Origin of the sequence: Halalkalibacter oceani, assembly GCF_023715705.1 — a bacterium.
Classification (GTDB): Bacteria; Bacillota; Bacilli; order Bacillales; family Bacillaceae_D; genus Halalkalibacter; species Halalkalibacter oceani_A.
In genome coordinates, this window is record NZ_JAMBOS010000007.1 from 38,561 (window position 1) to 64,871 (window position 26,311).

Genomic DNA, 26,311 nt, shown 5'->3' on the forward strand with positions numbered 1-26,311 from the left:
AGCATGTTACCATTCTTTAATAAAAACAAAAACGAAAAGCCTGAATTAGCTGGTCAGGAGAGCGCGATCTCATCCGAGGAGCTTCTGAACGAGACTTCTTCAAGCGAGGATGAAGAGATTCAGACAGAATTGTCGATTCACCCCGCCTGGAGTCTGGCCAAGGAAGATTTTTATGCGTTTCAATTTTTAAACTTGGAATGTGAGCCTCTGAAGCCGAACCAGCTTTCTCTTTCTGGGATCAGCTTACTGCCGGAAAACGAGCGCCTTTTCCGGGTAACAGCTTTTATCCGCAATAGTCTTGACAAGGGCATAACATTGGAGGATGTCACCCTCGTGTTACTAAATGAGGATGGGACTCTTCTCGGTAGAAAAGCCTTTAATCTAAAGGAAGTCGGTGAGATTCCGGCGAGAAGCAGCCGTCCGTGGTACTTCAAGTTCAGTGACAAGGATTTATTCACCACTGAATTGCCATCCACCGGCTGGAAGCTTGCCTTCCAACTGAAGCCGTCTTCGCGCAAGCATTCGCTTGATCTTGCCAAGTCATGGGAGTCATCGCTTGCCAAGGAAAGCAAGCAGCAGCTGGAAGAGATGGTTGAGAAGATCGAGCCGCCAAAGCCCGGAGAAGTGAATTTCATGGGACTTCAGGCGAAGAAGGACGAGAAAGGTGATCTTCACGTTACAATGCTGATCCGGAACGGTACAGAAAAGAACATCAACCTTGAACAGCTGCCACTCCATGTTGAGGATGCAAGCGGTGAAGTAGTTGCCAAAGGTGGGTTCAAGCTGGATGACTTCACCGTAAAAGCTAATACGAGCAAGCCATGGACCTTTATCTTTCCAAAAAGTATGGTGACAAAAGACGAGCTCGACCTATCCAAATGGAAGGCTTACTCACCAAACAAATAAGTCCTTTTACTGAGAGATATTAAAAAAGATGATTTCCGCGCGATGCGGAAATCATCTTTTTTTCTCTTTCAGGCGTTCTTTATTTATAGTAATCGAGCAGCCCTTCATAAATTGCCTGCGCTGAACTTTGGCGGAATGAATCCTTTTTTAGCAATTCCGCATCAGACGGGTTGGTCATAAATCCGAGCTCTAGCAAGACACTCGGCATTCTTGTTTCACGGATGACTTGGAAATTTCCTTGTTTCACGCCGCGGTCTGTCGTGCCGAGATTGGCAATTAGCCGCTTGTGAATCACATGGGCGAGCTTTTCACTGTTCGCCGCGGCATACGTCGCATGCCAATACGTTTCCGTGCCTTTTGCCGCTGCCGACCCGGCCGCATTGGCATGAATGCTAATAAACACATCAGCGTTGATATCATTAGCTACTTTTACGCGATCGGACAATGACGGATACACATCCTTATCCCGTGTCATAATGACATTAGCACCGGCTTCGCGAAGCAGCCTCTCTGTTCGCAAAGCAACGTCCAGCACAATCTCCTTCTCCTGAAGTCCATTGGCCACTGCTCCCGGATCGCTGCCGCCATGACCAGGATCGATGACAATTTTCTTACCGGACAATGGCTTTCCTGCTACTTTCGGCGTCACATTGATGATCAGCTCTCCGGTCATATGGCTGACGGCTGCCTGGTAACCGTCACTCACTGTAAAGGTGATCGTTTTGCGATTGGATTGACCAGAAATCGATAGATCGGACAAACCTTTCACCGCGCGTGGCAGCTGTTCAATTTCCGACGCATCGGTTTGTATTGTCACTTTACTTCCTGACTGACTATGCGAGCTGGCGACCGTTCCACCAATCTTCGGCCACGTCACTGTTGTTGTATTGCTTACTTCAGAAACGGCCGGACGCCCCAGCATTTTACGCTGCTCGTTATCAGCGTACAAATCAAGATAATAAGAATGAACATATGCCTCTCTGCCGTTGAAGCGGATTTTCGCCCAACGGTCGGAAAAGCCTGAAACCTCGACACGGGCTCCTCTTGAGAGCTGGCCGATCGATTCATACTGAGTTCCCGGACCAGTTCGTACTTGAAGGGAATCTGCGCGGCTCACTAAACCAGAGTAAGCCCCTTTCACATCTGTCTCAGGTGGCTGCTGAACTGGCGGAGCCCCGTTGCCACTGTTGACCCTGACTTCCTTTGTGGCCTGATTCCAGGAAACGTCCTTCCCGAATGCTTCCGCAAAGAAGCGCAATGGAATCACTGTGCTGTTTTCAATGATTTTAGGAGCGGGCTTGACTTGTAGCGTTTGCCCGTTCAGCTTTGCCTCTTCCTTATTCACCGTTAAAATTACTTCGGTACCCCCTTCACGGGCGGTGACCTGCTTTGTTTGCTGCTGCCATTTAACATCAATCCCCAATGCTTCGCCGATTACGCGAAATGGGACGAGAACATGATTATTCTCCATAGGAACCTTTGAAATCGGCAGCTCCAGTTTTTGATTATTCACATAAATGGAGATATCATTCGCGGAAGATGACGATTTAATCCGAATGTAATCCTTATGTACGTATCCTCTTCGGCCTTGCAGCTGGATTTGGTGCCAATCTCCCGTCGAGCTGATAATCGTAACCGTCGCCCCAGGCTGAAGAGAGCCAATTCGTTCGCTTGTCGTAGATGGCTCCGCACGGACATTTAAGGCGGAACCGGCTGTAACGGTTCCTTCAGAAGCCGCCCCCGCGTAGGCCGCTCCTAAAAATAGCGTACAAGCGATCATGAAAACTGTGATGAAAATCCTTTTCCCACTCATCAATACTTACTCCCCTTCCGATTAAACATGTAACGGAGTGAAAAGCCGGCGAAACCCTGCGCCATTGGAAACCTGACGCAGGGTTCCGCTAACTTACCAGTAAAGCTGACCCTGATTAACGTTTCATAATTGGAACCGGCTGAACATAATTGCCATGAACATAACCGAATTCATGGTCCTTATGGTCAGAATAGATTCTGTACCACGTACCATCAGATTGATTTGTGCTTTCAAGCAGGGCGACAAAATAGCTTGCCCCCGGATATTGATATTGGGCGGCCAATCCAGTATTCGGCTGCGGTCTGACGTTTAACGCCTCCGTTGTTCTGGCGATCGTATAATGGCCGTAATCCTTCTTGCCGAGATACGTGTCAGCGCGGTACATATGGCCCGCAATCTTCTGTCCCCAGAATGGATCTGAGGCATAATTGACATTCATTCCGTGGCTTTTATTTCCTAGAACCGCGCCGCGGTAATTTACCCCGGCAGGCGTTAAGTAGCGTTCATCCATCGCTTCAGCGACAAACATGATGGACTCTTCGAAGCTATTAAACGGCTTGGCGTTGCCGAGTGGATCACGATCATAAGCCTGATAGCCGAATAGATTTTTGCGCTGATTGGCGATTTCACTTAAGCCGTAGCTGCTCTCATGGATCGCCTTGGCGAACAAATAAAGCGCGTTGATGCCATATCTCTCCTCAGCCTGCTTGAAGACATGTCCTAAATTGCGCAGTGGACTTTCCTGAGCGACGACTTTCCCATTAATTTCCGTCGTTACCGAACGAATATAGCGGTTCAAGTCCTCGGCGGTATAATTTGTTTTTGTCCGCAATGGCAAATAATTAAAATATTGATAAGCCTCGCCTGCCTTTTGACCGGAAGCATGATAGAAATCACGACCGTTGCGGCTGTAATAACGCTCATTTTCCTGCATAAATGACGGCGCATCTCCGTAATAATACATCCCTGTCGCATTCGTCAGCGGATTATAAACATAATGCCGCAGAACACCGTTGACCGGCTGATAATATGATCGGCCTTGCATCAATCCGCTCGGGATCAGCCTTGCGTCCCTTTGGCGGACAAAGCCGGTGCTATCCGCATAGCGTACTTCAACCCACTCTTCATCAGAGCTGATATACTCCAGCTCAGCGCCTCCCATGACATAGGTGAGCTGTGTCGTCTTATTGGCAGCAAAGATTCTCGTCGTTGATTCTCCGGCTGATGGCGTGGCCGCGACCATTCCGCTTTGCATCTTTAAAATTTTCTCGCCTTTCACAATAACTTCCGCCCCGGCCTGTTCTGCATCACGATAGCTCATATACGGCTCAGGCTGAAGGCGCACTTGACCGCCTGAATCGACGGTGCCGACATGATAAAGCTCTGTGTTTCCTGTGCCGGTTTCTGCAACTTTTAGCATCCGGATCATGAATGCAGCCGCATGGGCGCGGGTCGCATCATCTTTCGGTCCAAAACGAAAACGTTGATTTCCTTGCGGCATTCCTTGAATAATCCCAAAATATGCATTATGGGCAACCGCCGTGCGGAAAGACGGATGAATCTGTTCCGTATCCGTAAATGTTAACGCAATCGGCGTACGCTGCACGCGTTTATATTCCAGAGCACGATCAATCATCACAGCCATCTGCTCACGTGAAATGTTTTCCTCAGGTCGAAAAACATTCCCCGGATAGCCCCCGACGATTCCCGCTTTTGATGCCCGGCCAATTCCTCCGGCTAACGGATGGGACGCCGGTACATCACTGAAAGACGCCTCACCGGATGGAAGCTCAAGTGCTCTCGCCAAAAACGTCGCGAATTGAGCCCGGGTAACGGCGTCATCCGGTCCATAGTGTCCATTCCCATATCCAGCCATAATTCCGCGGGTAACGGCTTCGCGCATTTCAGCCTCGAGTGAATGTCCTGTTAAATCGTCAGCCGCCACCACACTTGTACCAACCTGAAAGAAAACCGCACTTAAAATAAGTAAAATAGCAAGAAAGTGTTTCAAAGAAAAGCTCCTTTCTTAAGGGCTGCCTTGCAGCCCTCCCCCAGAATGACTTAGATGAATCTTCTCAATTTATCTGGCAAAACGCTGCCAGATAAAAATAGTCGTAGATTGGAAGCTGCTGAAAAAGTACGATTTTCACTTTTTCAGCAGCTTTTTCGTAATGAGCGTAGCCGTTGCCTGATTTTGAGACTTGCTACGAGTCGGTTTCTCGACGGAAGGCGCGCAACGCGCGGAGCCATTACTCTTCTTCGAGTTACGAAAAACAAAGTTTTTCAGTGACCTCGTAGATTGCCGTTTATTTATTGACTGACACGATCAAGGAAAACTGAGAATTCAGCTCTTGTCGTCGGCAGGGCAGGACCGAATCCGCCGCCTGGCTGCCCTTGGGCAATACCGTTCGCTTTTAAGGCATCAATCGCTCCATATGCCCAATGTGTGCTCGCCACATCAGGAAATGGCTCGGCCGATTGCCCCGTAATGCTGTACGCCCGTTGCAGGATGGTTGCCATCTCGGCTCTCGTCAACGTTGCCTTCGGGTCAAAGCTTGAAGCTGTTTTTCCGCTCATAATGCCTGCGCGGTCAACCGCGGCAATCGCTTCATAGTAAAACGATTGGGACGCGACATCATTAAAGGCCGGCCGGTGATTTCCCGCTGACAGATTAAGAGCTCTCGCAATCATAATCGCCGTCTGCTCCCGCGAGATCGCTTCACCCGGACGGAACGATCCGTCACTGTAGCCGCTGATCACATTGCGGTCATTCAGCGCCAAAATCGACTGGCGTGCCCAGAAGGTAGAGGAGACATCCTTAAACCGTTCGACCTGATAGGAAGATTGATAGATCGCTTCCAGCTGGTCAAAATAGACAGTACCGTTCCCCTGTTTCGCCGCATTTCCTTGTGCTGTATACACTTGCTCGACCTTGAACGGTTGAGGTGCATTAGTAGGCAGAGGAGCCCGCACATAACGCCATCCTGTCCAGTTAAATTGATTTTCCTCGGTAAAATTGATCGTATGTCTTTGTCCGTTGCCATCGATCACCGTTGCCCGCAGCCAGTGTTCTGCCCCATCACCTGAAGCCCACATGCCGAGCTCCAGCGGCCGTCCCTTTAACGGAATTGGCGTTCTTGCTTTCGCATAGGCCGCGGCAATTCCACTCTCGCCTTTTGAGTAATCATAGGTGAGCTTCAATGATTTCGAGCCGACCCGAACAGGATCATACTGACCGGACAATGAAATTGAGGCTTCCGCCCGCGCGCTACTCGCAACCCAGTTATTCAGATTCTCAAACGGATCAACGACAAGCATCGGTTCAGTCACCCTTTTAGGTGGTTCGCTGGAAATGACCTGCAACGTATTCGGAACCGCTCTCAAGCTCGATTCCGAAGGACGGTTGACGGTAATCGGCTGCTCATAATACGGCAGACGGGCCACCATTGTCGTCGAGCCTCCACCATCAAGATTAATCGCCTGATAAGCGCCTAATGAGCGCATATACTCAGCTAGTTCACGCAGCGTAGCCCCTTGGCTGTAGCCTGTCTGTCGTCCATCAATCGTGACGAGGAACAGCTTTGTCCCATCTCCGGAAATCCCGACAGCAGAGCGCGGATGCCGGGAAGTGGCAAATGAGCCGGACTCATTCATTGAAATCGAAACCTGGCCATTGCGCACAAGGGTTGGCCCTGTGGCCATCATAAACTCAGCATCTTTCCATGTGTCATTGATTTGCGCCTCAACAGTAATCGAATCACCAACTGCTACCCCGGCCAGCGACTCGGCCAGTGCGCCGCCATTGGCCGAGATCACAAAGCCATCTTCAGGAATCGGGGAATTCGCCCCCTCTCCCAATCTGCGAATCTCGGAAACCGTTCCTGTAATCCGGTCGCCAAAGGCAAAATTTTTGGCGCTTTTCGACGTGTTTGTCACAACGATTTCGGTCGCATATTGACTCGCACCGGTTGTCGCCGCCTGATGTCCACCTGTAAAGAGCACAGCTTGTCCGTTTTCCCGCTGCCCGTTGATAGAGGTCAGCGGAATCGTCCGTCCATTGTGCTCAAAGCTCATTCGCGGCTCATAATCAGCGATCGTTAAAGCTCCGTTACGGTTCACACCAAAAGCAAAAGGCGCATTAACCGGTCCATCCTCATTGGATAGAATCCCGTAATTAATAATTTCGTTTTGCTTTATAAGCATATTGACAGGAATACCGTTCGCTAAATTGTAAAAGGAAGCATTAACCGCACCGACGACATAATGCCCTTCATATGTATTTGCGATCGCCTGCTGAGGAGTCGTCTGTACTCTCCCTAAAGGTGAAAGCTGATAAAGCTCAAGATCGACCGCCGGATTACGGTATGCGACATCCAGTACCTGTACGGCGCGGGGTGTCCCGCCGGAAGTTAGATAATGCTCACGGATTAACGATACCCCGGTTGAAATTTCGTCCTTCGTTGAAGACTGCTTCGTGCCAAACCCACTGTATGCTTCAGCTTGAAATGGGCTGACGACCAAGGCAATCCCAACGACACAAGCCGCCAGTTTTTGATTTATTTTCTTCAAACTCTTCACTCCAAACTATAGATGACTTACACATTTGTCGAGAATCTCCAACATATATGCCTATAATTTTACAAGGTTTCCTATGTAATTAAAAGGTAGATTGCGAAACTTTGAAACTTTTTGTACGGAATTGATACTTTATGCTCACTCACATTCTTTCATTTATAGCGAGGGGTTAATGGTTGCGCGATTTTCAAAAAAAGAGGATATCTAACGGGCTTTCACCCTTGTTAGATATCCTCATGAATCCTGTCTTCAGGAACCGGGGCCGCCTCCTGCTTCCTTTTAGTCATGGATTCCCTGATAACGGTTCAGCAAATGATCAAGCTTTTGACTACAGGAAACGACTCTGGAGTCGGTCATGCCGAAGTACCTTGCCTTTATATACATTTCTCTTTTTTTTAATTTAATAGCCGATAATAAGATGGCCTTTTTACAGAACATGGTTCTCTCTCCTTCACCCGACTAAATCATCGTGCCATCAAAGGAGGTAAACTCTTAGAAGTTTTGGACACGTTCTTTATCTTAACTCAGGAACTCTATAGATTTTGTAGAATTTTGTCAGCTGATATAATGTTCATATATCTGTCATATTTCAGCCAAAAGGATACGGTTTAAAGGCTCATAAGACTTAGCTTTTATCCATCTTCTTTCCCTTTTGCACACGCACAGCCGGCGGCATGACATACTGTTGTAACCGCGCTGCAAAATCTCCTACGGCTTCCTTTGTGTTCATCGTATCCACTTCATATGCGGCTTTCGTATACACACCTTGAAGAATGTATAACAATTCCTGCTCATTCAATGGTTTTCGTTGCATTTTCATCATTCTGCTCCTCTTCTTATAAACTGGTGGCGATTCTCAGTTGGCGTACAGAGCGAATTGGCACAGTGTTTCTTATACCCTCCTGACGGTCCGCGAAACATTTTGTTTATTCCTATTTGGCTGTCATGCGCATCATCGCGCCTTTCTATTACATTTCAAGGTCATCATTGTAATCTAAAAAAATATGAATTTCTCCATGCTATAATAAAGCTGATTCTATCTATTTAGTAAAAGGAGGAATTTATTGTGAGAGGTTTACAACTTGGGCTCAGCATCGTTCTCGCAATCCTGCTGATTGCCACCCCTGCTTCAGCCGACACGCCTTTCTCGGATGTGCCAGCAAACCATTGGGGACTGGATGCGATAAATTACCTCGCCGAGCTTGAAATTATCCGCGGTTATGATGATCAAACCTTCAGGCCGGCGCAAACTGTGACGAGAGCCGATGCGGCGATTATGATCGCCAGAGCGCTTGACCTGGACATTGATGAGTCAGCTTCAGCGCCTTTCGCTGATGTCAGCCCGCAATTTTACGCCTATCACGAGATCGCAGCCGTGGCGGAAGCCGGCATTATTCAAGGCTTTAACGGAAGATTTTCGCCGCGTAACGACTTAACAAGGGGACAGATGGCAGCGATTCTGCAACGCGCCTTTGATCTGTCAGGTACGTCTGACAATCAATTTTCGGATGTAGGAGAAAATCATCTTTTCTATCCTGAGATTCAGACCCTTATCGCCAATATGATCACGAATGGTTACAGTGATAGAACATTCAGGCCGGACAACAGCATGAGAAGAGACGAGTTTGCCACTTTCGTGGCGAGAGCGTTGGATGAGAGGTTCCGCGGCATCACCTTCCCTCCGGCACCGGTTACAGAAGACGACGATGAGGATGTCCATCCATTTGAACACGAAGTACTGGAGCGAACGAATGAGGAACGGGCCAAGCATGGTCTCGCCCCGCTGGCATTTGATGAGGAAACACAAAAAGTCGCCCGTCTTAAATCCGAGGACATGCGCGACCATCGCTATTTTTCACATACGTCACCAACCTACGGCTCGCCTTTTGAAATGATGAGCCAGTTCGGAATCAATTACAGCTTTGCCGGCGAGAACATTGCCGCCGGGCAGACGACACCGAGCGAGGTCGTAGAAGCGTGGATGAACAGCGAAGGTCACCGCCAGAACATCTTAAACCCGAACTTTACCCACCTCGGCGTCGGCTACGCGGAAGGCGGCTCAATGCGCCACTACTGGACACAAATGTTTGTCGGGTACTAAAGAGGCTTGGAAAAAGGTTGTTGTATACCTTTTTCCAAGCCTCTAAACAATGAGTGGAGCCGCCACGATCTTGTAGAGTCCGTTGTGAGTGGATTTCTCACAACGGACTTGTGGCGAGTGAAGCCATTGCGCCTCCATGCACCTCCCCCACACTATTCCTCAATCCTCAATATAAAAATTCCGCTGATGAAGAGCAAAATTGAACCGGTATAGAAGATCAGATCGACGGTTAACCAGTCAATGAGAAAGCCACCGGCAATAACGGCGAAGCCTGAGAAAAGCGACACCCAGAAATGATAAGAGCCTATCTTCTCGCCGCGCCGGCCGCCGTCGGTCACATCGGCGATCATCGCCTTTTCACTCGTTTTCTGCATCGCCCCAACGATTCCGAGCAGCACTTGTAGCACATATACCTGCCAAATCGCGGTGACGACCGGAAAAAGCAGAAAAATCACCGCCGTCGTCCATGTGCTAAGTAAGAGAAACCCTTTCCTGCCCCGCTCATCAGAAGTGCTGCCGATCCAACGGTGGACAAGGGCGGAGCTTAGCGTGAACAAGCCGTACGCCAAACCGAATTCAGAAAAGCTCCCACCCGCCTCGCGCAAAAAAATCACGTAAAATGGAAAGACGAGCCCCGTCGCAAACAGCACCCAGCTTTGCGAAATGACCATCCATTTAAGATTCATCCCGGTGATACTCCTCATAAAAGTGATTCATGAACCGTTCCTCGGGATCATATTTCCGCTTTTCTGCAAAAAAAAGCATCGATTTCGGGATAAGCGGCTCTGATCTGTTCATTTGTTGGAAAGGTCTGATAGGTTAAGTAATACGTTCCCTGACAGGCAAGGACCGCTTCGACGACACGCTTCGTCGCTGCCCTCACCTGTTCAATCCCCTCATCAGACAGGGGATGATGAATCAGGAGAACGAGAGCCAATGTATCTTCATTCGAATAACGAAGAAAGCCCTCTTGGTGTTCCGGTGTATACCTGACCGTGACATTCAATGCGTTTAGCTCTTCCTCTTCAATAATTTCTTTTAATAACCCGACAAATCGTGGAAACTGGGCTGTTGGCACAAAGTATTCCTGCAAAATATCCGTATTATTGTCAGAATCGTACTCCAAAAAAGCCACCGGCGGTCGCATCGCATTGTTCCGACTGACAATTTCAACCGCATCCTCATTGGCATACAGCCTTTGCTGTAGGTCCCAGACAAGTTGTTTTCCCCAGTCAAAATTCCGCGCCAAGCCTAAGAAAAATTTGTCCCTTCGCACATGCTTTTCTTCCTCCAGCAAATAAAGCTGCTCAAGCTGCTCCGGCTCAGGGTAATGTTCGTCATCAGGTGTCAGCGTCCGGTACGTGGTGACATACATGTCTTCAAACAACGACTCAGGCGTCGCCGACAAGCGGGCAAAATGAAGCCCGACATCTTCGGCGTTTTTAATATGCTGTTCGATATAAGCGGGATATTCCTGATAGTCAAGCTTTTCAGTTGTGCCAGCATACAATTCATTGTCTGTAATTTCAAGCGTGACATCGAGAATGACGCCGAATAAGCCGAAACCGCCAATCACAAGCTCAAACAGCTCCTCATTTTCAGTGCGACTGACATGTTTGATCTCCCCGTCAGCCGTCAGGAGTCGGAACGATTCCACCGTCTCAATCAGCGGCCCATAGCGCGGATCGCGTCCATGAACATTTGAACTCAATGAACCTCCAACAGTAAAAATATTAGATGACTGCATCACTTTAACCGCCAGCCCATAGCGGTTCAAATAATTCTGCACATCCGCCCATGTCACTCCACTTTGGACCGTAATCAACTTTTGCTCAGTGTCGAGAGATAGAATATCATTGAAGTCCGTCATGTCGAGCAGGAGAGAGTCACGAAAAAAGGCATGCCCTCCTTGACTATGTCTCGCTCCGGCAATCGAAATCTTCAATTGCTTCTCCTCCGCCAGCTTAACCGCTTTGATCAACGCTTCTTCTTCTTTCCCTTTGATAATGTCTTCGACCCGCTCCGGGAATAAACGGCTTACATCGTGAATGAGCAGTTCATCCCCTGTCTGATTCCGATAAAGAGAAAGCGAAAAAGCCATTCCGTACACCATGATCGTACAACAAATCACGACAACAAAACGCCGCCGTTGCTGCTCCCTGCCCCTCATACCCTCACCTGATCTCCTTAAAGATTTGATCCCACTTTCATTTTCGTTGTTTACCGCTTTTTTCCTTCCATATATATAACGGGCAATGTAAGAAAAGAATACAAAAAGCAGGCATCCTGTCATTTCTGACAGGATGCCTGCTTTATTATAATGAACAGAAGGATGGACGTACCCACACGTCCCCTAACTCATCATTTCCGCTGCCCTTGTCAGTCTCGCGGACTGAATTAAAGGTACCACTGTTGAATTACGATCATTATGACAAGAAATGAGAGGTTTGTCAACAGTGAAATTCGTTCCTTGCCGGACCGCTCACCGCTTGCATGATCGAACAACATCGTCGGAAGAAGCCGTTAAAGACTACATTTCTTTACCTTTCCCACTTTTCCTTCTTATAAAACTTTTTTTATAAACTTTTTTACGCGGCATGAAGTAGATAATAAATATTTAAGCCGAGGTAAAGCATTTGCTTTCCTTCGGAAGTCTTCAAATTAAGGCCTGTCAGCTTTTCGATTTTCGTCAATCTATATTTCAATGTATTGACATGTACATTCATCCGTTCTGCCGTTCGTTGAAGATGCTCATTTTCTTCAAAGTAAGCTATGACTGTTTCAAAGAAATTCGTCTGGCGCTGCTGATCAAACGCCAAAATCGGTTCAATCGTTTCTTCATAGTACCCTCTCATGATTTCTTCATTCGACAAGGAATGAATCACTTTAAAAATCCCAAGCTCATCATAGAATGTCAGTTTTCGATCTTCCTTTTTTTTGTGCCGGACTTTTGGACCGAGATCACAGGCGAGCTTCGCTTCAACATAGCTATTTTGCAATTCCTTGATTCCTTTCGCGCAGCTGCCGACGCCAATATGCGAGACCATGTCCATTAACTGCGGATTCTGCTCTAAATGGTGATATAACTCGAGAATGTCAGCGCGAAGACCGGCAAAATTTGAATGCTGAACCGGCAATAGCAAAATACTTTGGCGCGACACCTCACCAACAATACAGCCAGTGTAGTATTGATGTGTCGCTGCCAGCAGCTCATCCAATTGTTGTCCGTTTTGTTCATCTGCGGCGGCAATGTAGACAACAACGTAGAGCGAATCAGCCGAGAAGGCAAATTCAGCGGCATATTTTTCCACAAACTTTTCGTTATGCCCTTCCTGGGTGAGAAGCTCCACTAAAAAATTATTTACATACTGCTTTTTCACATCATGCTTTACTTTTTGCTTTAAAAATTCAATCGATAAAAGAGTCGATGCCTTATTCATCAAAGCGAAATCAACTTTAAGATGCACTTCATTCACTCCCCAGCACGTGATAAAGCCTAGGCATTCTTTGTCGACGATAATCGGGGCGACGATGCACTCAATCTCTTCTTTGTTCATCACCCTCGTCATCCGGAGCGAGCGCTTCATAAGCGCAAGTTCATCCTTCTGCTGGGGAAGCAGTGATTCGATGTCCTTCGGGGGTGCCGGTGTCTCAATATAAGGAAGTTGACTTTCAACGGTAATCGGGTTTCTCGTCAATCCCGACAATGAATCAATAAAGTAAGAAAGCCCGTACTCTTCAATCGAGATTTCCTGCAGCAATTGCTCAGCCTGTTCATAGTCCTCCTGCAGGATAACCTTGCTTTCGAATATCTCGTTCACCGCTGGCCAAAGAATATCCAGGTAGCTGATATGCTTGGGAATTTCAATAATCGGCATACCATATTTCTCCGCCTCGACAAGAATCACTTGGATATCATCAACAAATCGGTACGGCTTAATCGCCACGGCCGCCGTACCGATTGAGGCGAGCTGCTTAATTAATTCCTTTTGCTTGTCCACGCTGTCCCTGATCGGATAAAGGCTCGTTAGTAAAAGCTCCCCGCCTTTTAACCAATTTAGAATATCAGGAACCTCCATGATCGTTACATACTTGACTTCCGTCTCAATTCCAGAGTGACCGGCAATGATTTTGCATTCTCGGAGTCCCCCGCTCTTCATTAAGTCCTTAATGGTGGTTGTCATCGTAAGTCATCCTTTTTTTCCTAGTATTTCTCTTAGTTTACTAGAGGCGAAGACTTTCGTGTTAAACATTCTTATAAAAAACATGACTTTACAAGGAGATCGTAAAACCCCTTATTGCTGCATCACTTTTAATAGACCGGCCAGTCAGGTTTTTTCGTTAACTCCCATGCGTTTCCGCGATCGAGTAAACTGCGAATGACCTCATTCCCCTTACCGATAATCTTTTCCTTATCAAGACTTGTAAATGAACGGTTCTCGTAAACGATGTTCCCGTCGATGATCACATCCGTCACGACATTTCCTTTTGCTGAGTAAACAAGATGAGAAAGCGGTGAAAAGCTTGGAATCATCTCCGGTTCAGCTAGGCTGACCATGATTAGGTCGGCTTTCTTCCCTGCTTCAAGCGATCCAATCTCCTCCTCAAGTCCAATCGCCTTCGCTGCATCGATTGTTGCCATCTCCAGCACTTTATCGGCTGTTAACGCTGTCGTGTTCAACGTATTCACTTTATGAAGCAGGGCCGCTGATTTCATCACTTCAAACATATCTAAGTTATTGTTGCTCGCCGCGCCGTCCGGCCCAATCGTCACATTAATTTGATTGTCGAGCATCGCCGGGACAGGGGCTACACCGTCAGCCAAATACTGATTGGAAACCGCATTATGAGCAACATTCGTCTTTGTTTCAGCGAGGAGGTGAATCTCCTTTTGATTAATCCAGACACAATGAGCGAGCAGCAGATGCGGTCCGAGTACACCAAGGTCATGCAAATATTCAACCGAGCGAAGCTGATAGCGGTCCTGAACACTTTTCACCCGCTGAACCGTTTCGGCCAGATGCATATTCATTCCGACTTGATAGTGACTGCTCACCTCATACATCGCTTTGATCATTTCAGGGCTTGCCACTGTTTCATTTAATGGCTCGACCCGCACCTTCAGCCTGCCCGACGGATGATCATGATAAAGCTCTATAATCCGAACGGCTTCCTTCACTGCCTCTTCAACAGTTTCGTGGAACCGCGTCGGCGCCGGCCCCTGATCGATCGCCGTCCTGCCGAGGACAGCCCGCATTCCTGCTTCAAGCGCCGCATTCGCAATCCCATCGATCGCTTTCTTATCGTGATGAATAAAGTGACTGTCAACAAACGTCGTCGTTCCTGTTTGAATCATTTCCACCGCGGAAAGCTTCATCGCCGCATAGCTTTCCTCATAACCGACATGTGCCGAGAGTGGATACACACATTCACCGAGCCACTCTGACAGCGGGCGGTCATCCCCCAGCCCGCGAAAGAGCGTTTGAAAAATATGCGTATGACCATTAATCAAACCTGGCATAATCAGTTTGCCTTTTGCATCTATGACGCGCTCGTAATCCCTTTCCTGCTCAAGCTCAGCCGTTTTACCAACCTTCACGATCCGGTCTCCTTGCAGAACAACCGCACCATCCTGAAAAATCGCCCGTTCCTTGTTCATTGTGACCACATAGCCATGCTTCACTAAAATCATAAGAGCCCTCCTTCTATTGAATTTTTACGGATAAATCAAACGCGGGAGAAACATCGAGACATCCTCGACATAGGTGATCAGCGCGAGCGCGATAAGACTGGCGGCCAAAAACGGCAACGTCGAAGGAATCATTTTTGAAAAAGGGACACCCGTTATCCCGTTGGCGACAAACAAATTCAAGCCTAGCGGAGGAGTGAACATACCAATTGCTAAGTTGGTGACAACGATTACGCCAAGATGAACCGGATCAATACCCAGCGCCAGGCCGATTGGATAGACAAGCGGAGCCAAAATCATAATCGCTCCCGAGCCGTCCATAAACATTCCGGCAACGAGAAAAACGACATTCACAAGCAAAAGAAACATCACCGGAGACGTATTCATTTCCAGCACGAGATTCGCCAGGGTCTGCGGCAGCTGCGCCGAGGACAAGATCCAGCCGAATGCCGCGGCGGCTCCGGTCAAAATCATCACTTGTGCTGTCAAAACAGCCGCTTTCACACTTGATTTATACAGCTGCTTCACATTCATTTCCTTATAAATAAACATCGAGACGAAGATCGAGTAAACGACTGAAATTCCCGCTGCCTCAGTTGGCGAGAAGATCCCCATATAAATCCCGCCCAAAATGATAAACGGAATACCGAGCGCCCAGATCGCTTTAATGGTCACACTGATAAACTGCTTCGGGTTAAAAGGAACCTGCTCGGCAACGACCTGCTTATCTTTTTTCACGCGGTACCACACATAAATGCCGAGGACGAGCGTATAGAGAATCCCGGCCCCAATGCCGGCAATAAACAGCGAGCCAATCGAAACACCGGTCGCCACCCCGTATAAAATCATCGTTACACTCGGCGGAATGATAATCGCAACCGAGCTGCTGCTGCTAATCAGCCCTACCGAAAAACCACGATCGTATTTTTCCTTTTCCAGCTCAGGGTACATAATACCGCCGATCGCTGCCACCGTCGCCGGGCTTGAGCCGGAAAGAGCGCCAAAGAAGAGTGAGGAAAAGTGCGTCGTAAAGGCCGTTCCTCCCGGCATCCAGGAAACAAGCGCCTTTGACCAGTCTAAAAGCTTTCTCGCCATACCGCCATCAAGCATAACTTGCGCGGCGAAAATAAAGAGCGGCATCGCCATTAAGCCGAACTGATCCAGTCCGCCGAATAAGCGTTGAGCGATAATCGATGGAGAATTATCGGTGAAGAACATAATTGCAATCATACTCGGAAAGGCTAAGCTGATAAAAATTGGCACACCGATAAACAAGCAGGCGAGTAATAATACAAATAATGCAAGAATCATAGAGCTTCCTCCTTACCCGGCTTATTCCCCGGCCGAAAAATATAGTAAATCTCCTGGATGTAACGGATCGTACAAAGAGAAAGGCCCAAAGGTAAAATCAAATAAGGAATATACATCGGTATTTGCAAAGCCGGAGCCTTCTGAATAAAGCGCATATTTTGCTGGATAATTTCTAACGAATACCAGGCCATGGAAGCCGTAAAAATGACACAAATCAGATAAATACATAGGGTCAGCCATTTCTTCGCCTTCCCCTTTAACAAATTAAACAGAAAATCGACGGAAATATGGGAACCTTGCCGGACACAAATGCTCGCCCCTACGAAAGTCACCAGGATCATTAGAAACCGTACCATTTCCTCCGTCCAATTAATGCCGGTACCGAACAAATAGCGCAGTACGACATTTACGAGTATCAACAGCGAAACGATCAAAATTGCGCTGCCGATCACCACTTCCTCCAGCCGGTTTAACAGCCTGTTTAACAACTGCACAGATACTCCCTCCCCCGTTCTAGGTTTCTTTTAATCCGAAAACAGCTTGGGGGCAGCGCAAAAACCGATTTCCGATCTTTGGCTCCCCCAAACCTTTCGTTCTCCTTAATTGCTCGACAAGCTCTCAATTTCACCGAGGAAGCTCTGCATAAGTTCGTCACCAATGACATCCTTAAACTCGTCGTAAACCGGCAGTGTTGCCTGGCGCAGCGCTTCGATTTCTTCATCCGTAAGGTGGACGACTTCTGTTCCCAATTCTTCAAGCTCGCTAATATATGATTCTTCCTCTGCCTGCATCAGCAACCGCTGCTCATCGTTGGCATACTCCATTGCCTCGCGCACAAGCTCCTGTAAATCCGCGGGTAATGACTCATAGAAGTCTTTATTCATAATATTGTTGTAAATCATCCACGAATGGTTCGTCATCGTCACGACATCCTGTACTTCATGCAAGTTCAACATCACAAATGATTGATTCGGATTCTCCTGTCCGTCGACGACTTCCTGCTGCAAGGAATTGTACAATTCACTAAAGGCGATCGGAACCGGGTTGGCGCCAAGGGCCTCCATTGTGGAAATGACAATCGGAGCTTCCATTGCCCGGATCGACGTACCGGCGAAATCGTCAGTCGTACGAAGTGGTTTATGAGCTGAAAACTGCTTCGGCCCGCCGCTCATATAACCAAGTCCGACAAAGCCCTGATTTTCCAAATAAGAGTCATACATCTGGCCGCCCTCACCATCCAACACTGCCCATAACACTTCTTCTGAAGGGAATAAGTATGGGAGATCATTCAATGTCATTTCCGGAACAAAATTACTAATCATGCCAATCGGCTGCTGCGCAAGCTCAATTTGTCCGGCCTGGACAGATTCAATCGTTTCGCGCAAACTGCCTAATTGATTGTTCGGATAAATTTGAACTTCAATTCTTCCTTCTGACAGTTCTTCAATCTTTTCTTTAAATAAAACGGTTCCTTCATGCTGCGGCGTCGATTCATGCTGGTTATGAGCATAGCGGATGACGATCGGCTCGTTGGATTCCGTTCCTTCTTCTGCGCCTCCCGTATTCCCTTGAGAGGTTTCGCTCCCCCCGCCTCCACAAGCAGCTACTAAAATCAATAAAATGAAAACTGAAACGAGATAACCAAATTTCTTTTGCATTACCTTTCACCAATCCTCTCTTGTTGTTATAGCTGTCATTATAAAAGCTTTTTCGACAAATTATGACTAGTTTGATAGTTTATCTAACAAAGAATTTATAGAAAAAAACCAAAAATCAGATTAATAATTGTCTATTTCTATAATGATCATAAAAATGTTGTCGTTTTTGCAATCATTCATAAGAAAGCAAAGTAGTGGAAATGATGAAGGAGGATCCATTACACTCTTAACTGGAAGCAAACAAAAAAGGAGCGATCATGATGGAAAATAAAACGAGGAGAAAAGCCGACCTTCTTCAAGCCTTTCAGGAACGGCACGCAACGAAGGAATTCGATCCGACTAAAAAGATAGAGGAGGACGATTTTCAGTTTATATTGGAGGCGGCCCGACTATCACCAAGCTCAGTTGGCTATGAGCCCTGGAAATTTGTCGTCGTTCAGAACGATACCTTGCGCAATAAGTTGAAGGAGGTCTCATGGGGTGCTCAGGGGCAGCTGCCGACCGCGAGCCATTTTGTCCTTATTCTTGCCAGAACTGCGAAGGATACAAAGTATGATTCAGACTATGTGAAGAACCAGATGCTCCATGTGAAAAAGCTGCCTCCGGAAATGTTTGAAAAGGCGAAGATCCGCTATCAAGCATTCCAGGAGCATGACCTTAAGCTGCTCGAAAACGAGCGGACGATGCTCGACTGGGCCGGTAAGCAAACCTATATTGCCCTTGCCAATATGATGACAGCGGCCGCCTTTATCGGCATTGACTCCTGTCCGATTGAAGGATTTGATTTTGACCAAGTCCAAGCTTTACTTGAAGAAGAACATTTGCTTGAGGACGGACACCTGGCAATTTCCGCGATGGTCGCCTTTGGCTACCGCGCCAGAGAGCCACGTCCGAAAACCCGCAAGCCGCTGGACGAAATCGTCACATGGATTGAATGATTTACCTTTGGATGTTGGAATACGTTATACACTAAAAACGAGCTTGAGACAAAACTAGCATTGGACCTACTGGCAATGGCTTCACACGCCACAAGCCCGTTATGAGAAACCCACTCACAACGGGCTTTAAAAGATCGTGGCGGTTCCGCTCATTGCTTAAAGGCTGTGACAAAAGTTGCTCATCTAAGAGCGACTGGCTCAAGTAGAATCATGAAATAGACTTCCCTAACAAGTTGTGACGCTCAAGGGAGGTCTATTTCTTTTTGTCTGTCGAGTGTGTGGCCATCAACATAATTCAGAATTTGACCGAGATCCTTACTCGTGTAAAGGAGCCCTTCTTCCCCGATGACAAGCAGAAGCGGTAACGACGCTGTCATGTCAAAAGCAGAAACAAAGTCTGCCGCCGGGACATCATCCTGCTGCCGCAAGCTGCCAAAGCCGGTGATTGCCGGATGATCCAGCAGCCCCGAAAGCTCTTCCCAGCTCGGGTCAATTACTCCTCCGCCTTCCCGGTGCAGCGTCGCAATATAATACTGTTGCGCCTCTATGTGTCTGTAGCCTCGCAGCCTTCACGCATACGAAAAAAACTTGTCCGGAAAAAGGCAGCTTTCCCCTTTCCTGGACAAGTTCGGTACTGTTTTATGGATTCGTTGACCATAATCCGGCCGATTTTATGAAAACGCGCGGGTGCAGCTTGAGCTGAGCGACAATGAATTCAGCCAAGTCTTCAGGCTGCATCACCTTTTCCGGATTGCCGTCGGTTAAGTTTTCCTTATAGGCGAGCTCAGTCGCCACCGTGCTCGGTGTAAGGGCAGTAACACGGATATTATGCTTGCGCACCTCCAGCGCGAGTGACTCGGTTAAGCCGAGCAAGCCGAATTTTGAAGCGCTGTAAGCACTTGTGACAGGTGCTCCTTTTTGACCAGCAGTCGAGGAAACATTAATAATATCGCCGCCGTTTTTCTCGATCAGCTGCGGCAGGACGGTACGGGTCACATAGTAAACACCGAGCAGATTGACATCAATCATCTGCTTCCATTCCTCCGGTGAAAGATCGAGAAAGCCGCCGAACTTCCCGGTACCGGCATTATTTATCAAAATATCAAAGGAGCCAAGCTCCCCTTGGACACGCTGCACGGCCGCTTCCACCTCTTCAAGCGAGGAAACATCCGCCGTAGCATAGGCTGCTTTTACCCCCAGCTGCTCAATTTCGGCAGCCACCTCTTTTAAATCCGCCTCTGTACGGGCAAGCATTCCGACATGAACGCCTTCTTTAGCAAGGGCAAGCGCCGTCGCCCGTCCGATTCCTTTTCCTGCTCCAGTTACAAATGCTGTTTTTCCAGCTATGTTTTGTCCCATGTGATAGCCTCCTTGATTTCCTTTTTCCGAGCCTCTATCATACAAAAATCCCTCTTTCAAAGTCAAAACAACTGCTCACCTACAATTCCTCCAAAAATACCGATAAAAACGATTCACCGTTGCGATAAAAGCGCGGATCAAACACGCCAAGCCGGCCGTCTTCATTGACGACGACAACAAACGGACTCCATTTCGTCAGCGTTCTCGCCTCAGGTTTTTCAGCAAACAGTGGCTCCAGATCGACGCTTTCATCCGACTGAAGCGTCCTATGGACATCGAACCCGCGCCATAATGAAACGAGCGCTAAATCGACCTCCTCTCCGTTTTTGCCGATCACCGTATATTGCCACGGAACAAAATCCGCTGATAATGCCGCGTGCTCATATTCTTTTTTCGCCTCATGCAGAAAAGTCAGGCCGAGTGCACTTTGAATGACGATATGCAAGGCAATCATCACCCAGGCCCAGCGAAATATTCCCGACGCGGACTGTGACGAAAAACGCTTCAGCAAAAAGGCTGATAAAAAGATCGTCCAAATGACAACATCGATAATCGGGATTGTTCCTAACGTCAGCCTGACATCGGAAACCGGCTCAAAATAGCCTGTCCCCCAGGCGTTTAACACATCGGATGTATTATGAATCACGACGGCAAGAAGGCCGATATAAAAGATCCTTCACTGCTTCACCCGGAAAAATGCAATCGCCAGCAAGGACAAAAGCAACGCCCATACCGGCGCCAATAGCAACGAATGGGTAATGCCCCGATGCCACATTTGGTACATTCCTTCCTGGTCCCAGAGCTGCGAGATCACATCGATATCCGGGATTTGACTGCCGACGATCGCTGTAAACAACAGCGCCTGCTTTTCCTTTTTCGTCTCCTCGCTCTTCTTGACAGCATGGTACAAGCCAACGCCAAACAGCGTATGAGTGATCGTATCCACAGGTTCTCCTCCACTCGATCTATTTATGTTTAGAATACCGGAACAGCGCCGAAAGAAACAGCAAAAGACCTTTTCGTTTCATTGTTCTGCAAAAAAGGAAAGGATAAGACAAACATGCGACGAACATATTCTTGAAGCTGAATGAGTAAGATACGATGGAAAAGACATTCGAGAGGGGAATACAAATGAAAAACGCAGGAATCGCCGCCGTCCTTTCTTTCTTTATTACCGGACTGGGGCAAATTTACAACGGGCAAATTTTTAAAGGACTTTTCTTTATTGTTATTTACGCTGTTTCATGGCTGTTGATGTACGTGCTGATCGGCTTTATCACGACACCGATTATCTGGATTTGGGGAATGATCGATGCCTACCGCTCCGCAAACAGAATCAATCGTTACAGAGGGAATGACAACAATTATGTATGAAGCAAGAGTCCTCCATCCATCCTAAAGTAGAACCAATAGAACTCGAAAAGGGATGAATGTATGGATACTAATTTGGCCTACTTACGCGAATCATTATCGAATCACCTTGAAAATCACCCGCTTTGCCAGCATATGTACGATAAGCTGGAGCAGTCTGCTTACAAAGACGAGGAGCAATTCGTCCGCAGCCTGAATGAACAGGAAACAGAAATTCTCAATCTGATCCTCCGCGCCGAGATCAACTATGCCCGACAGGAGGAGGATCAGGTCAGGGAAGAGCAATTGATTGGCGTTTATGAATTATTAATTTAGAGAAAGGGTGTGTCCGAAAGGTGAATCCCCTTTTGATACACCCTGCCTTCCTTATGACAATGCTTCAAATTCAAGCGGCATATCGCTATAATAAATCTTCCATATGCCGTCTGTTTTCTTCAGATAATAAACCGGATGATAGTCAATCGTCGTTTCGAAATTCGTCGTCCGGTCTTGATAGCGAACATTCAACTCGCCCTGCAACGAAACTTGCGCAAAGCGGTTGCTGCTCTGCTTCATTTCAAGTTTCGGCTCTGCTGCAAATGCCATCGTTTCTGTCGTCTCATCGTCAAAATACCACATCGCCAAATCATCGGCCAATGCTTTTTGGTAACCAGTCAAATACTTCTTATTATGGCTCAGCAAGCCCGAAGCATCCTTTTGTTCAAAAAGCGGAAAGCTTTCCACCTCACTGTCCTTGACAATCTGTATCAGCTCGTTCGCATTTGGCAGGTTACTCGTTTCCTTTTGGAGAGCCCGGTGCAGCATGACTCCAGCCTCGCCTCTTGTTGCCTTTTTATTGAAGCCGAATTGCGTGCTAGTGATGCCTCTGACGATTTCAGCGCCAGCCGCTTTCGCAATGGATGGAGCAGCCCAATGATCTGACGCGACATCATGGAAGGACTGACTCCCCTCTGCCGGAAATGAAACCGTATCTGAAAAGGCGCGGACGATCATCGCCGCAATTTGCTCACGAAGCACCGGCTCATTCGGGGCGAAACGGCCCGCGCCGACACCTTCAATAATTCCATGATCGCTTGCTATCGCGATTTCAGCCTGAAGGCTATGCGTCACCGGGATATCGTCGAAGCGTTCTCCCTCTCCCGTCGCCTGCAGGTCAAGCGCCCTTACGATGATCGCAGCGAACTCCGCTCTCGTGATAAGATGATCAGGCTTAAACGAATACTCATGATCTCCCGTTGGAAATCCTTTAAATATATCGGCATTGACGAGGTCATCAAGCTCTTCAAAGCCCCAATGCTCCCAAATATCTTCAAGAATGTAGCTTTCCACCGTTCTCACTTCTTCTTTTGCTAAAGCCGGCGTACCTCCTGAAAATCCGCCGATAACAAGGATACTCGCCAACACCCATGCTCCAATTTTTTTCAATTTATTTCCCTTCTCCCTCAGTGGACTTACGACAATGACAAGCAATGTCATACATCGTCATAATATTGCACGGGAAATAAATTCACACGGGAAATTAGTCGGATTTTCGCCAGGGAATTACAGGAAACTGCTGTTTTCCCGCTAAAACAGCATCTCCTTTACTTTCGCCAAAACGTTTCACAGTCAGCCTTGTCCATTATATTGAATTCGATTATTCTCTCAAGCAAGGAATAATCAACCGGGCGGTCCCAAGGCATACGGATTAACTCTTTCGTATGGTCATAGCCTGCCTGGATAATGTCATTGGCAAAATGAATCATCGCCGCCCGCTCAGGCGCAACTGCCAAATGATGCTTAGCGACGCTAAACCCGATAATATACGTCCCGTGGTCGGTAAACATCGGCTGCTTCCATTTGATTTCCTGCATTAAGGATGGAAATTTTTTCGCCACCCAAGCCAAAACCTCTTCCGTTCGTTGCTGATGCTGCGGGTTCTTGATCCCCGCTAAAAATTCTGCAAATGCGTCCATTTTCTTTCCTCCTACCCATCTAGTCTGGAGAACAACTTTTCATACAATTCGAGGCATTGATATGCTTCTCCTGTTCCCCGCTTCTATTTTCACCTTTTTTCTACTAGTCATTGCCTTAAGCTTGTCTCAAAGGAAAAAAATCGACCTTTCGGAACGATGCCGATTTGGTCGATCTTATCTAAATGAGTCATTGCTCTGTTAAGATGAGAGGGCCATTCTTCGTGATCGCGATTGTATGCTCATATTGGGCGGAACGTTTGCCATCAACAGTTTTTGCCGTCCAGCCGTTCCCTTCCATCCTGCTTTGCCATGCCCCTTCATTAATCATCGGCTCAATCGTAATGACCATTCCTTCCTTAAGACGCAGCCCTTTTCCCGCTTGCCCGTAATGAAGAATTTGCGGGGCTTCATGCAGTCCTGGTCCGATCCCATGTCCCGTAAAATCACGTACGACCGAAAAGCCTTCCGCCTCGACATACGACTGAATCGCATGCCCAATATCCCCCGTTCTTTTGCCAACAAGCGCTTGTTCGATCCCTTTATCCAATGCCGTTCTAGTAACGGCAAGCAAGCGCTCCGACTCTTCTGAAATCGGACCAACCGCGTAGCTCCACGCCGAATCAGCGAGGCCGCCATTCAAATTCACGACCATGTCAATCGTGACAATGTCGCCTTTTTTCAATGGCGCCTTACGTGGGAAGCCATGGCAGATCTCGTCATTAATGGAGGCGCAAGTGGCGTATTTATAGCCTTTATAGCCTTTCTGCTCCGGTGTTGCGCCATTCTCCTTTAAAAAACGTTCGACAAATTGATCGACTTCCATTGTCGAAATACCCGGTTCAATCAATTTGGCAATTTCTTTATGGCAAGCCGCCAGCAGCTTGCCGGCCTCATGCATCAACTTAATTTCCCGCTCTGATTTTAACGTAATCATCTTCATCACACCTTACTCTCTAATTCATTCACTAAGAAAAACTCTTATTTCAAAAAAATGCTTCAGTACAGCTTTCGAGATAGTCAGCATCCGCAAGCGGCTGTCTCACCATTCTCTCCCAGCTGCCATCCTCTATTAGGGATGGCAACGGCTGCTCATACCATTCCTCTACCGCCTCGCGCTCGACACCAAAAGAGCGGTCATTAAAGTGAAAATCAATTTCCTGCAAGTTTCCAATCAAGGCAAAGGCTGCTGTCGCATTATAGATAAACGCCTGTTCCCGCTTCCGTCGATCCAGCTCATCAACATTACCTTCAAAATTCACTTGAACGCGATAACGCTCCGAATCGAGTTCAAAGCTCATCGGCACTTCACGTAATGGCAAAGAGCGAAACAGTTGCGTCAAATTCCCCGCATCTCCCATATAGTTATGCTGATAGCGCCTACTTTGTTCAATGTCATGGCTCATCGCTTCATTCTGCGCTGCCTGATATGCTTCTTCTTTTTCAGCGATGGAAGGAAGGACCATTGTCTGTACGATGAAAAAGCCGATCACCCCAATGACACTTATCATCATAATCAATCGATGCCTAACGTTCAACTTCATCACCTACTTTATACTTGTCAACGAGCCGAAGTGCGGCTGAGACGACGAGTGGAAGAATAAGGCTGACAAACGGCAAGCCATAGCTGACAGCCAGTGTTGCGAATTGGTAAGGCCCTGAAATCAAAACAGGCCGCTGAAACCAAATATTGCTGCCGAACTGTAAAAGCGTCAGCCCGATGAGCAGAGCAAGGATCAAAGCACTCCAGCCAATCCAGACAAGCTTCCGCAGACGGAGCAGCGCTTTTCTACTGAATGACACAATTCTCTCATCCAGACGGCCGCCTCTTCTGAGATATAACGAAAAATAAATGAGGCCAATTACAACCGAAGCAAGCAATAGCACGAAATGAAGGCGCATCGCCAGGCCGAGAACGGTCAACGGAATCGTGATAACCCAGGCAATCAGCGTGTACAGGAGCAGGATTTGGATGACCTCCAATCTCCAGCGGTTGAGATAGACCGTGACAGTGTCGCTAAAGAAAAAGTCCACTCTTTCCAATGTACTGACCGCCTTTTGATCAGCTTCCGCCGCTTCAAGACCCTCGGTCTGAAAGTCCGCTGACTTTGCTTCCAGGTTACTAAGAATTTCCTCTTTTAATTCCTTCACTTCTGCTGTCTCCTGATAACTAGCAAACAGTTTTTCAACGTGTCGCTCTAAGCGGTTCACTCCGTTTCCTCCTTCATCTCAATTAATTGATCGATCAGCCGGCGTGCTGTTTTCCAGGCGCTGACATTGTCACGGTATGCTTTTATCCCGCTCTTAGTAATCTGATAATACTTCCGCCGTCCTCCCTGGCTTTCGTTCCCCCAGTAGGATTCGATCAGCCCGTTCGCTTCCAGTCTCTTTAAGCTTGTGTATAACGAAGGCTCTTTCAGCTCATAGTGTCCGCCGCTATTTTTGAAAATGGCTTTCATAATTTCATAACCGTAATTATCGCCTTCCATTAGCACCCGCAAAATCATTGTATCGATGTTACCTCGAATCAGCTCACGACTAATCCTTTCTGCCATCCCCTTCACCTCACTATTGCAATGTAACTCATATTACTTTGTATGTAAATGTAATATGTAACAAATAACATCCAAAAAAAGTT

At 47.5% G+C, this 26,311-nt stretch carries 24 protein-coding genes and 1 pseudogene; 5 read left to right on the forward strand and 20 right to left on the reverse strand.

Annotated features, from left to right (window positions below; genetic code table 11):
* Positions 1–3 precede the first annotated feature (3 nt).
* The gene (locus tag M3212_RS09030; RefSeq protein WP_251193645.1) at positions 4–906 is read left to right on the forward strand and encodes an accessory Sec system S-layer assembly protein; all 903 of its coding nucleotides are present in this window, start codon (positions 4–6) and stop codon (positions 904–906) included.
* 79 nt (positions 907–985) lie between these two features.
* Here the strand turns inward: M3212_RS09030 and M3212_RS09035 are convergent, their stop codons facing one another.
* The 5 genes from M3212_RS09035 to M3212_RS09055 form a co-directional block, all read right to left on the reverse strand.
* Positions 986–2,719 carry an N-acetylmuramoyl-L-alanine amidase gene (locus M3212_RS09035; protein WP_251193646.1) on the reverse strand — a complete coding sequence of 578 codons (1,734 nt, stop codon included), beginning with the start codon at positions 2,717–2,719 and terminating at the stop codon, positions 986–988.
* Between the two features lie 115 nt (positions 2,720–2,834).
* Positions 2,835–4,730 (reverse strand): S-layer homology domain-containing protein, encoded by a 1,896-nt coding sequence (locus M3212_RS09040; RefSeq protein WP_251193647.1) that lies wholly within the window; start codon positions 4,728–4,730, stop codon positions 2,835–2,837.
* 299 nt (positions 4,731–5,029) lie between these two features.
* Entirely contained in the window at positions 5,030–7,288 is a 2,259-nt protein-coding gene (locus M3212_RS09045) for a phosphodiester glycosidase family protein (protein ID WP_251193648.1), read from the reverse strand.
* 285 nt (positions 7,289–7,573) lie between these two features.
* Positions 7,574–7,732 carry an aspartyl-phosphate phosphatase Spo0E family protein gene (locus tag M3212_RS09050; protein WP_251193649.1) on the reverse strand — a complete coding sequence of 53 codons (159 nt, stop codon included), beginning with the start codon at positions 7,730–7,732 and terminating at the stop codon, positions 7,574–7,576.
* A gap of 187 nt (positions 7,733–7,919) precedes the next feature.
* Positions 7,920–8,114, reverse strand: a complete 195-nt coding sequence (locus M3212_RS09055; protein WP_251193650.1) for a hypothetical protein — start codon at positions 8,112–8,114, stop codon at positions 7,920–7,922.
* Positions 8,115–8,360: 246 nt separating this feature from the next.
* On the opposite strand from M3212_RS09055, the gene M3212_RS09060 reads away from it, so the two are divergent.
* A complete protein-coding gene (locus tag M3212_RS09060) occupies positions 8,361–9,395 on the forward strand; it encodes an S-layer homology domain-containing protein (protein ID WP_251193651.1) in 1,035 nt (344 codons plus the stop codon).
* 152 nt (positions 9,396–9,547) lie between these two features.
* On the opposite strand, the gene M3212_RS09065 is transcribed toward M3212_RS09060, so the two are convergent.
* The 7 genes from M3212_RS09065 to M3212_RS09095 all read right to left on the reverse strand — a co-directional run bounded on the left by M3212_RS09065 (position 9,548) and on the right by M3212_RS09095 (position 18,053).
* Positions 9,548–10,081, reverse strand: a complete 534-nt coding sequence (locus M3212_RS09065; protein WP_251193652.1) for an MFS transporter — start codon at positions 10,079–10,081, stop codon at positions 9,548–9,550.
* 47 nt (positions 10,082–10,128) lie between these two features.
* On the reverse strand, positions 10,129–11,565 hold the full coding sequence (locus M3212_RS09070) for an FAD-binding oxidoreductase (protein ID WP_251193653.1): 1,437 nt from the start codon (positions 11,563–11,565) through the stop codon (positions 10,129–10,131).
* A gap of 418 nt (positions 11,566–11,983) precedes the next feature.
* Positions 11,984–13,579 carry a PucR family transcriptional regulator gene (locus M3212_RS09075; RefSeq protein ID WP_251193654.1) on the reverse strand — a complete coding sequence of 532 codons (1,596 nt, stop codon included), beginning with the start codon at positions 13,577–13,579 and terminating at the stop codon, positions 11,984–11,986.
* Positions 13,580–13,707: 128 nt separating this feature from the next.
* Complete coding sequence (locus M3212_RS09080) at positions 13,708–15,087, reverse strand: amidohydrolase family protein (protein ID WP_251193655.1); 1,380 nt, start codon at positions 15,085–15,087, stop codon at positions 13,708–13,710.
* Between the two features lie 24 nt (positions 15,088–15,111).
* On the reverse strand, positions 15,112–16,395 hold the full coding sequence (locus M3212_RS09085; protein WP_251193656.1) for a TRAP transporter large permease: 1,284 nt from the start codon (positions 16,393–16,395) through the stop codon (positions 15,112–15,114).
* Positions 16,392–16,889 (reverse strand): TRAP transporter small permease, encoded by a 498-nt coding sequence (locus M3212_RS09090; RefSeq protein WP_251193657.1) that lies wholly within the window; start codon positions 16,887–16,889, stop codon positions 16,392–16,394. The genes M3212_RS09085 and M3212_RS09090 overlap by 4 nt, the downstream gene beginning before the upstream one ends.
* Positions 16,890–16,994: 105 nt before the next feature.
* Complete coding sequence (locus tag M3212_RS09095) at positions 16,995–18,053, reverse strand: TRAP transporter substrate-binding protein (protein ID WP_251193658.1); 1,059 nt, start codon at positions 18,051–18,053, stop codon at positions 16,995–16,997.
* 260 nt (positions 18,054–18,313) lie between these two features.
* Here M3212_RS09095 and M3212_RS09100 point away from each other — a divergent pair, with 260 nt between their 5' ends.
* Positions 18,314–18,991, forward strand: a complete 678-nt coding sequence (locus M3212_RS09100; protein WP_251193659.1) for an NAD(P)H-dependent oxidoreductase — start codon at positions 18,314–18,316, stop codon at positions 18,989–18,991.
* 639 nt (positions 18,992–19,630) lie between these two features.
* Here M3212_RS09100 and M3212_RS09105 read toward each other — a convergent pair.
* Positions 19,631–20,350 carry a 3-ketoacyl-ACP reductase gene (locus tag M3212_RS09105; protein ID WP_251193660.1) on the reverse strand — a complete coding sequence of 240 codons (720 nt, stop codon included), beginning with the start codon at positions 20,348–20,350 and terminating at the stop codon, positions 19,631–19,633.
* Between the two features lie 79 nt (positions 20,351–20,429).
* Positions 20,430–21,296 (reverse strand): annotated as a pseudogene (locus tag M3212_RS09110) (metal-dependent hydrolase).
* Between the two features lie 185 nt (positions 21,297–21,481).
* Here M3212_RS09110 and M3212_RS09115 point away from each other — a divergent pair.
* Together M3212_RS09115 and M3212_RS09120 are read left to right on the forward strand one after the other, a co-directional pair.
* Positions 21,482–21,724 carry a hypothetical protein gene (locus M3212_RS09115; RefSeq protein ID WP_251193661.1) on the forward strand — a complete coding sequence of 81 codons (243 nt, stop codon included), beginning with the start codon at positions 21,482–21,484 and terminating at the stop codon, positions 21,722–21,724.
* Positions 21,725–21,784: 60 nt separating this feature from the next.
* Positions 21,785–22,036, forward strand: coding sequence for a sigma-G-dependent sporulation-specific acid-soluble spore protein CsgA (locus M3212_RS09120; protein ID WP_251193662.1), 252 nt, complete (start codon positions 21,785–21,787; stop codon positions 22,034–22,036).
* A 51-nt stretch (positions 22,037–22,087) separates the two neighbouring features.
* Here the strand turns inward: M3212_RS09120 and M3212_RS09125 are convergent, their stop codons facing one another.
* The 6 genes from M3212_RS09125 to M3212_RS09150 form a co-directional block, all read right to left on the reverse strand.
* Entirely contained in the window at positions 22,088–23,146 is a 1,059-nt protein-coding gene (locus tag M3212_RS09125) for an S-layer homology domain-containing protein (protein WP_251193663.1), read from the reverse strand.
* Positions 23,147–23,304: 158 nt separating this feature from the next.
* Positions 23,305–23,676: an iron chaperone gene (locus M3212_RS09130; protein WP_251193664.1), complete on the reverse strand. Its 372-nt coding sequence runs from the start codon at positions 23,674–23,676 to the stop codon at positions 23,305–23,307.
* A gap of 187 nt (positions 23,677–23,863) precedes the next feature.
* On the reverse strand, positions 23,864–24,610 hold the full coding sequence (map, locus tag M3212_RS09135; protein WP_251193665.1) for a type I methionyl aminopeptidase: 747 nt from the start codon (positions 24,608–24,610) through the stop codon (positions 23,864–23,866).
* Positions 24,611–24,659: 49 nt separating this feature from the next.
* Positions 24,660–25,211 (reverse strand): DUF4825 domain-containing protein, encoded by a 552-nt coding sequence (locus M3212_RS09140; protein WP_251193666.1) that lies wholly within the window; start codon positions 25,209–25,211, stop codon positions 24,660–24,662.
* The gene (locus tag M3212_RS09145) at positions 25,201–25,884 is read right to left on the reverse strand and encodes a hypothetical protein (protein WP_251193667.1); all 684 of its coding nucleotides are present in this window, start codon (positions 25,882–25,884) and stop codon (positions 25,201–25,203) included. The genes M3212_RS09140 and M3212_RS09145 overlap by 11 nt, the downstream gene beginning before the upstream one ends.
* Positions 25,881–26,228, reverse strand: a complete 348-nt coding sequence (locus tag M3212_RS09150) for a PadR family transcriptional regulator (protein WP_251193668.1) — start codon at positions 26,226–26,228, stop codon at positions 25,881–25,883. Before M3212_RS09150 ends, M3212_RS09145 begins: the two co-directional genes overlap by 4 nt.
* Positions 26,229–26,311: the final 83 nt, after the last annotated feature.

What these genes read in the sequence shown, in the direction of transcription:
- M3212_RS09030 (WP_251193645.1), top strand. Translation starts at nt 4, where the DNA reads ATGTTACCATTCTTTAATAAAAACAAAAACGAAAAGCCTGAATTAGCT.
- M3212_RS09035 (WP_251193646.1), bottom strand. Translation starts at nt 2,719, where the DNA reads ATGAGTGGGAAAAGGATTTTCATCACAGTTTTCATGATCGCTTGTACG.
- M3212_RS09050 (WP_251193649.1), bottom strand. Translation starts at nt 7,732, where the DNA reads ATGTTCTGTAAAAAGGCCATCTTATTATCGGCTATTAAATTAAAAAAA.
- M3212_RS09055 (WP_251193650.1), bottom strand. Translation starts at nt 8,114, where the DNA reads ATGAAAATGCAACGAAAACCATTGAATGAGCAGGAATTGTTATACATT.
- M3212_RS09065 (WP_251193652.1), bottom strand. Translation starts at nt 10,081, where the DNA reads ATGAATCTTAAATGGATGGTCATTTCGCAAAGCTGGGTGCTGTTTGCG.
- M3212_RS09070 (WP_251193653.1), bottom strand. Translation starts at nt 11,565, where the DNA reads ATGAGGGGCAGGGAGCAGCAACGGCGGCGTTTTGTTGTCGTGATTTGT.
- M3212_RS09075 (WP_251193654.1), bottom strand. Translation starts at nt 13,579, where the DNA reads ATGACAACCACCATTAAGGACTTAATGAAGAGCGGGGGACTCCGAGAA.
- M3212_RS09080 (WP_251193655.1), bottom strand. Translation starts at nt 15,087, where the DNA reads ATGATTTTAGTGAAGCATGGCTATGTGGTCACAATGAACAAGGAACGG.
- M3212_RS09085 (WP_251193656.1), bottom strand. Translation starts at nt 16,395, where the DNA reads ATGATTCTTGCATTATTTGTATTATTACTCGCCTGCTTGTTTATCGGT.
- M3212_RS09095 (WP_251193658.1), bottom strand. Translation starts at nt 18,053, where the DNA reads ATGCAAAAGAAATTTGGTTATCTCGTTTCAGTTTTCATTTTATTGATT.
- M3212_RS09100 (WP_251193659.1), top strand. Translation starts at nt 18,314, where the DNA reads ATGGAAAATAAAACGAGGAGAAAAGCCGACCTTCTTCAAGCCTTTCAG.
- M3212_RS09105 (WP_251193660.1), bottom strand. Translation starts at nt 20,350, where the DNA reads ATGGGACAAAACATAGCTGGAAAAACAGCATTTGTAACTGGAGCAGGA.
- M3212_RS09115 (WP_251193661.1), top strand. Translation starts at nt 21,482, where the DNA reads ATGAAAAACGCAGGAATCGCCGCCGTCCTTTCTTTCTTTATTACCGGA.
- M3212_RS09120 (WP_251193662.1), top strand. Translation starts at nt 21,785, where the DNA reads ATGGATACTAATTTGGCCTACTTACGCGAATCATTATCGAATCACCTT.
- M3212_RS09130 (WP_251193664.1), bottom strand. Translation starts at nt 23,676, where the DNA reads ATGGACGCATTTGCAGAATTTTTAGCGGGGATCAAGAACCCGCAGCAT.
- map (WP_251193665.1), bottom strand. Translation starts at nt 24,610, where the DNA reads ATGATTACGTTAAAATCAGAGCGGGAAATTAAGTTGATGCATGAGGCC.
- M3212_RS09150 (WP_251193668.1), bottom strand. Translation starts at nt 26,228, where the DNA reads ATGGCAGAAAGGATTAGTCGTGAGCTGATTCGAGGTAACATCGATACA.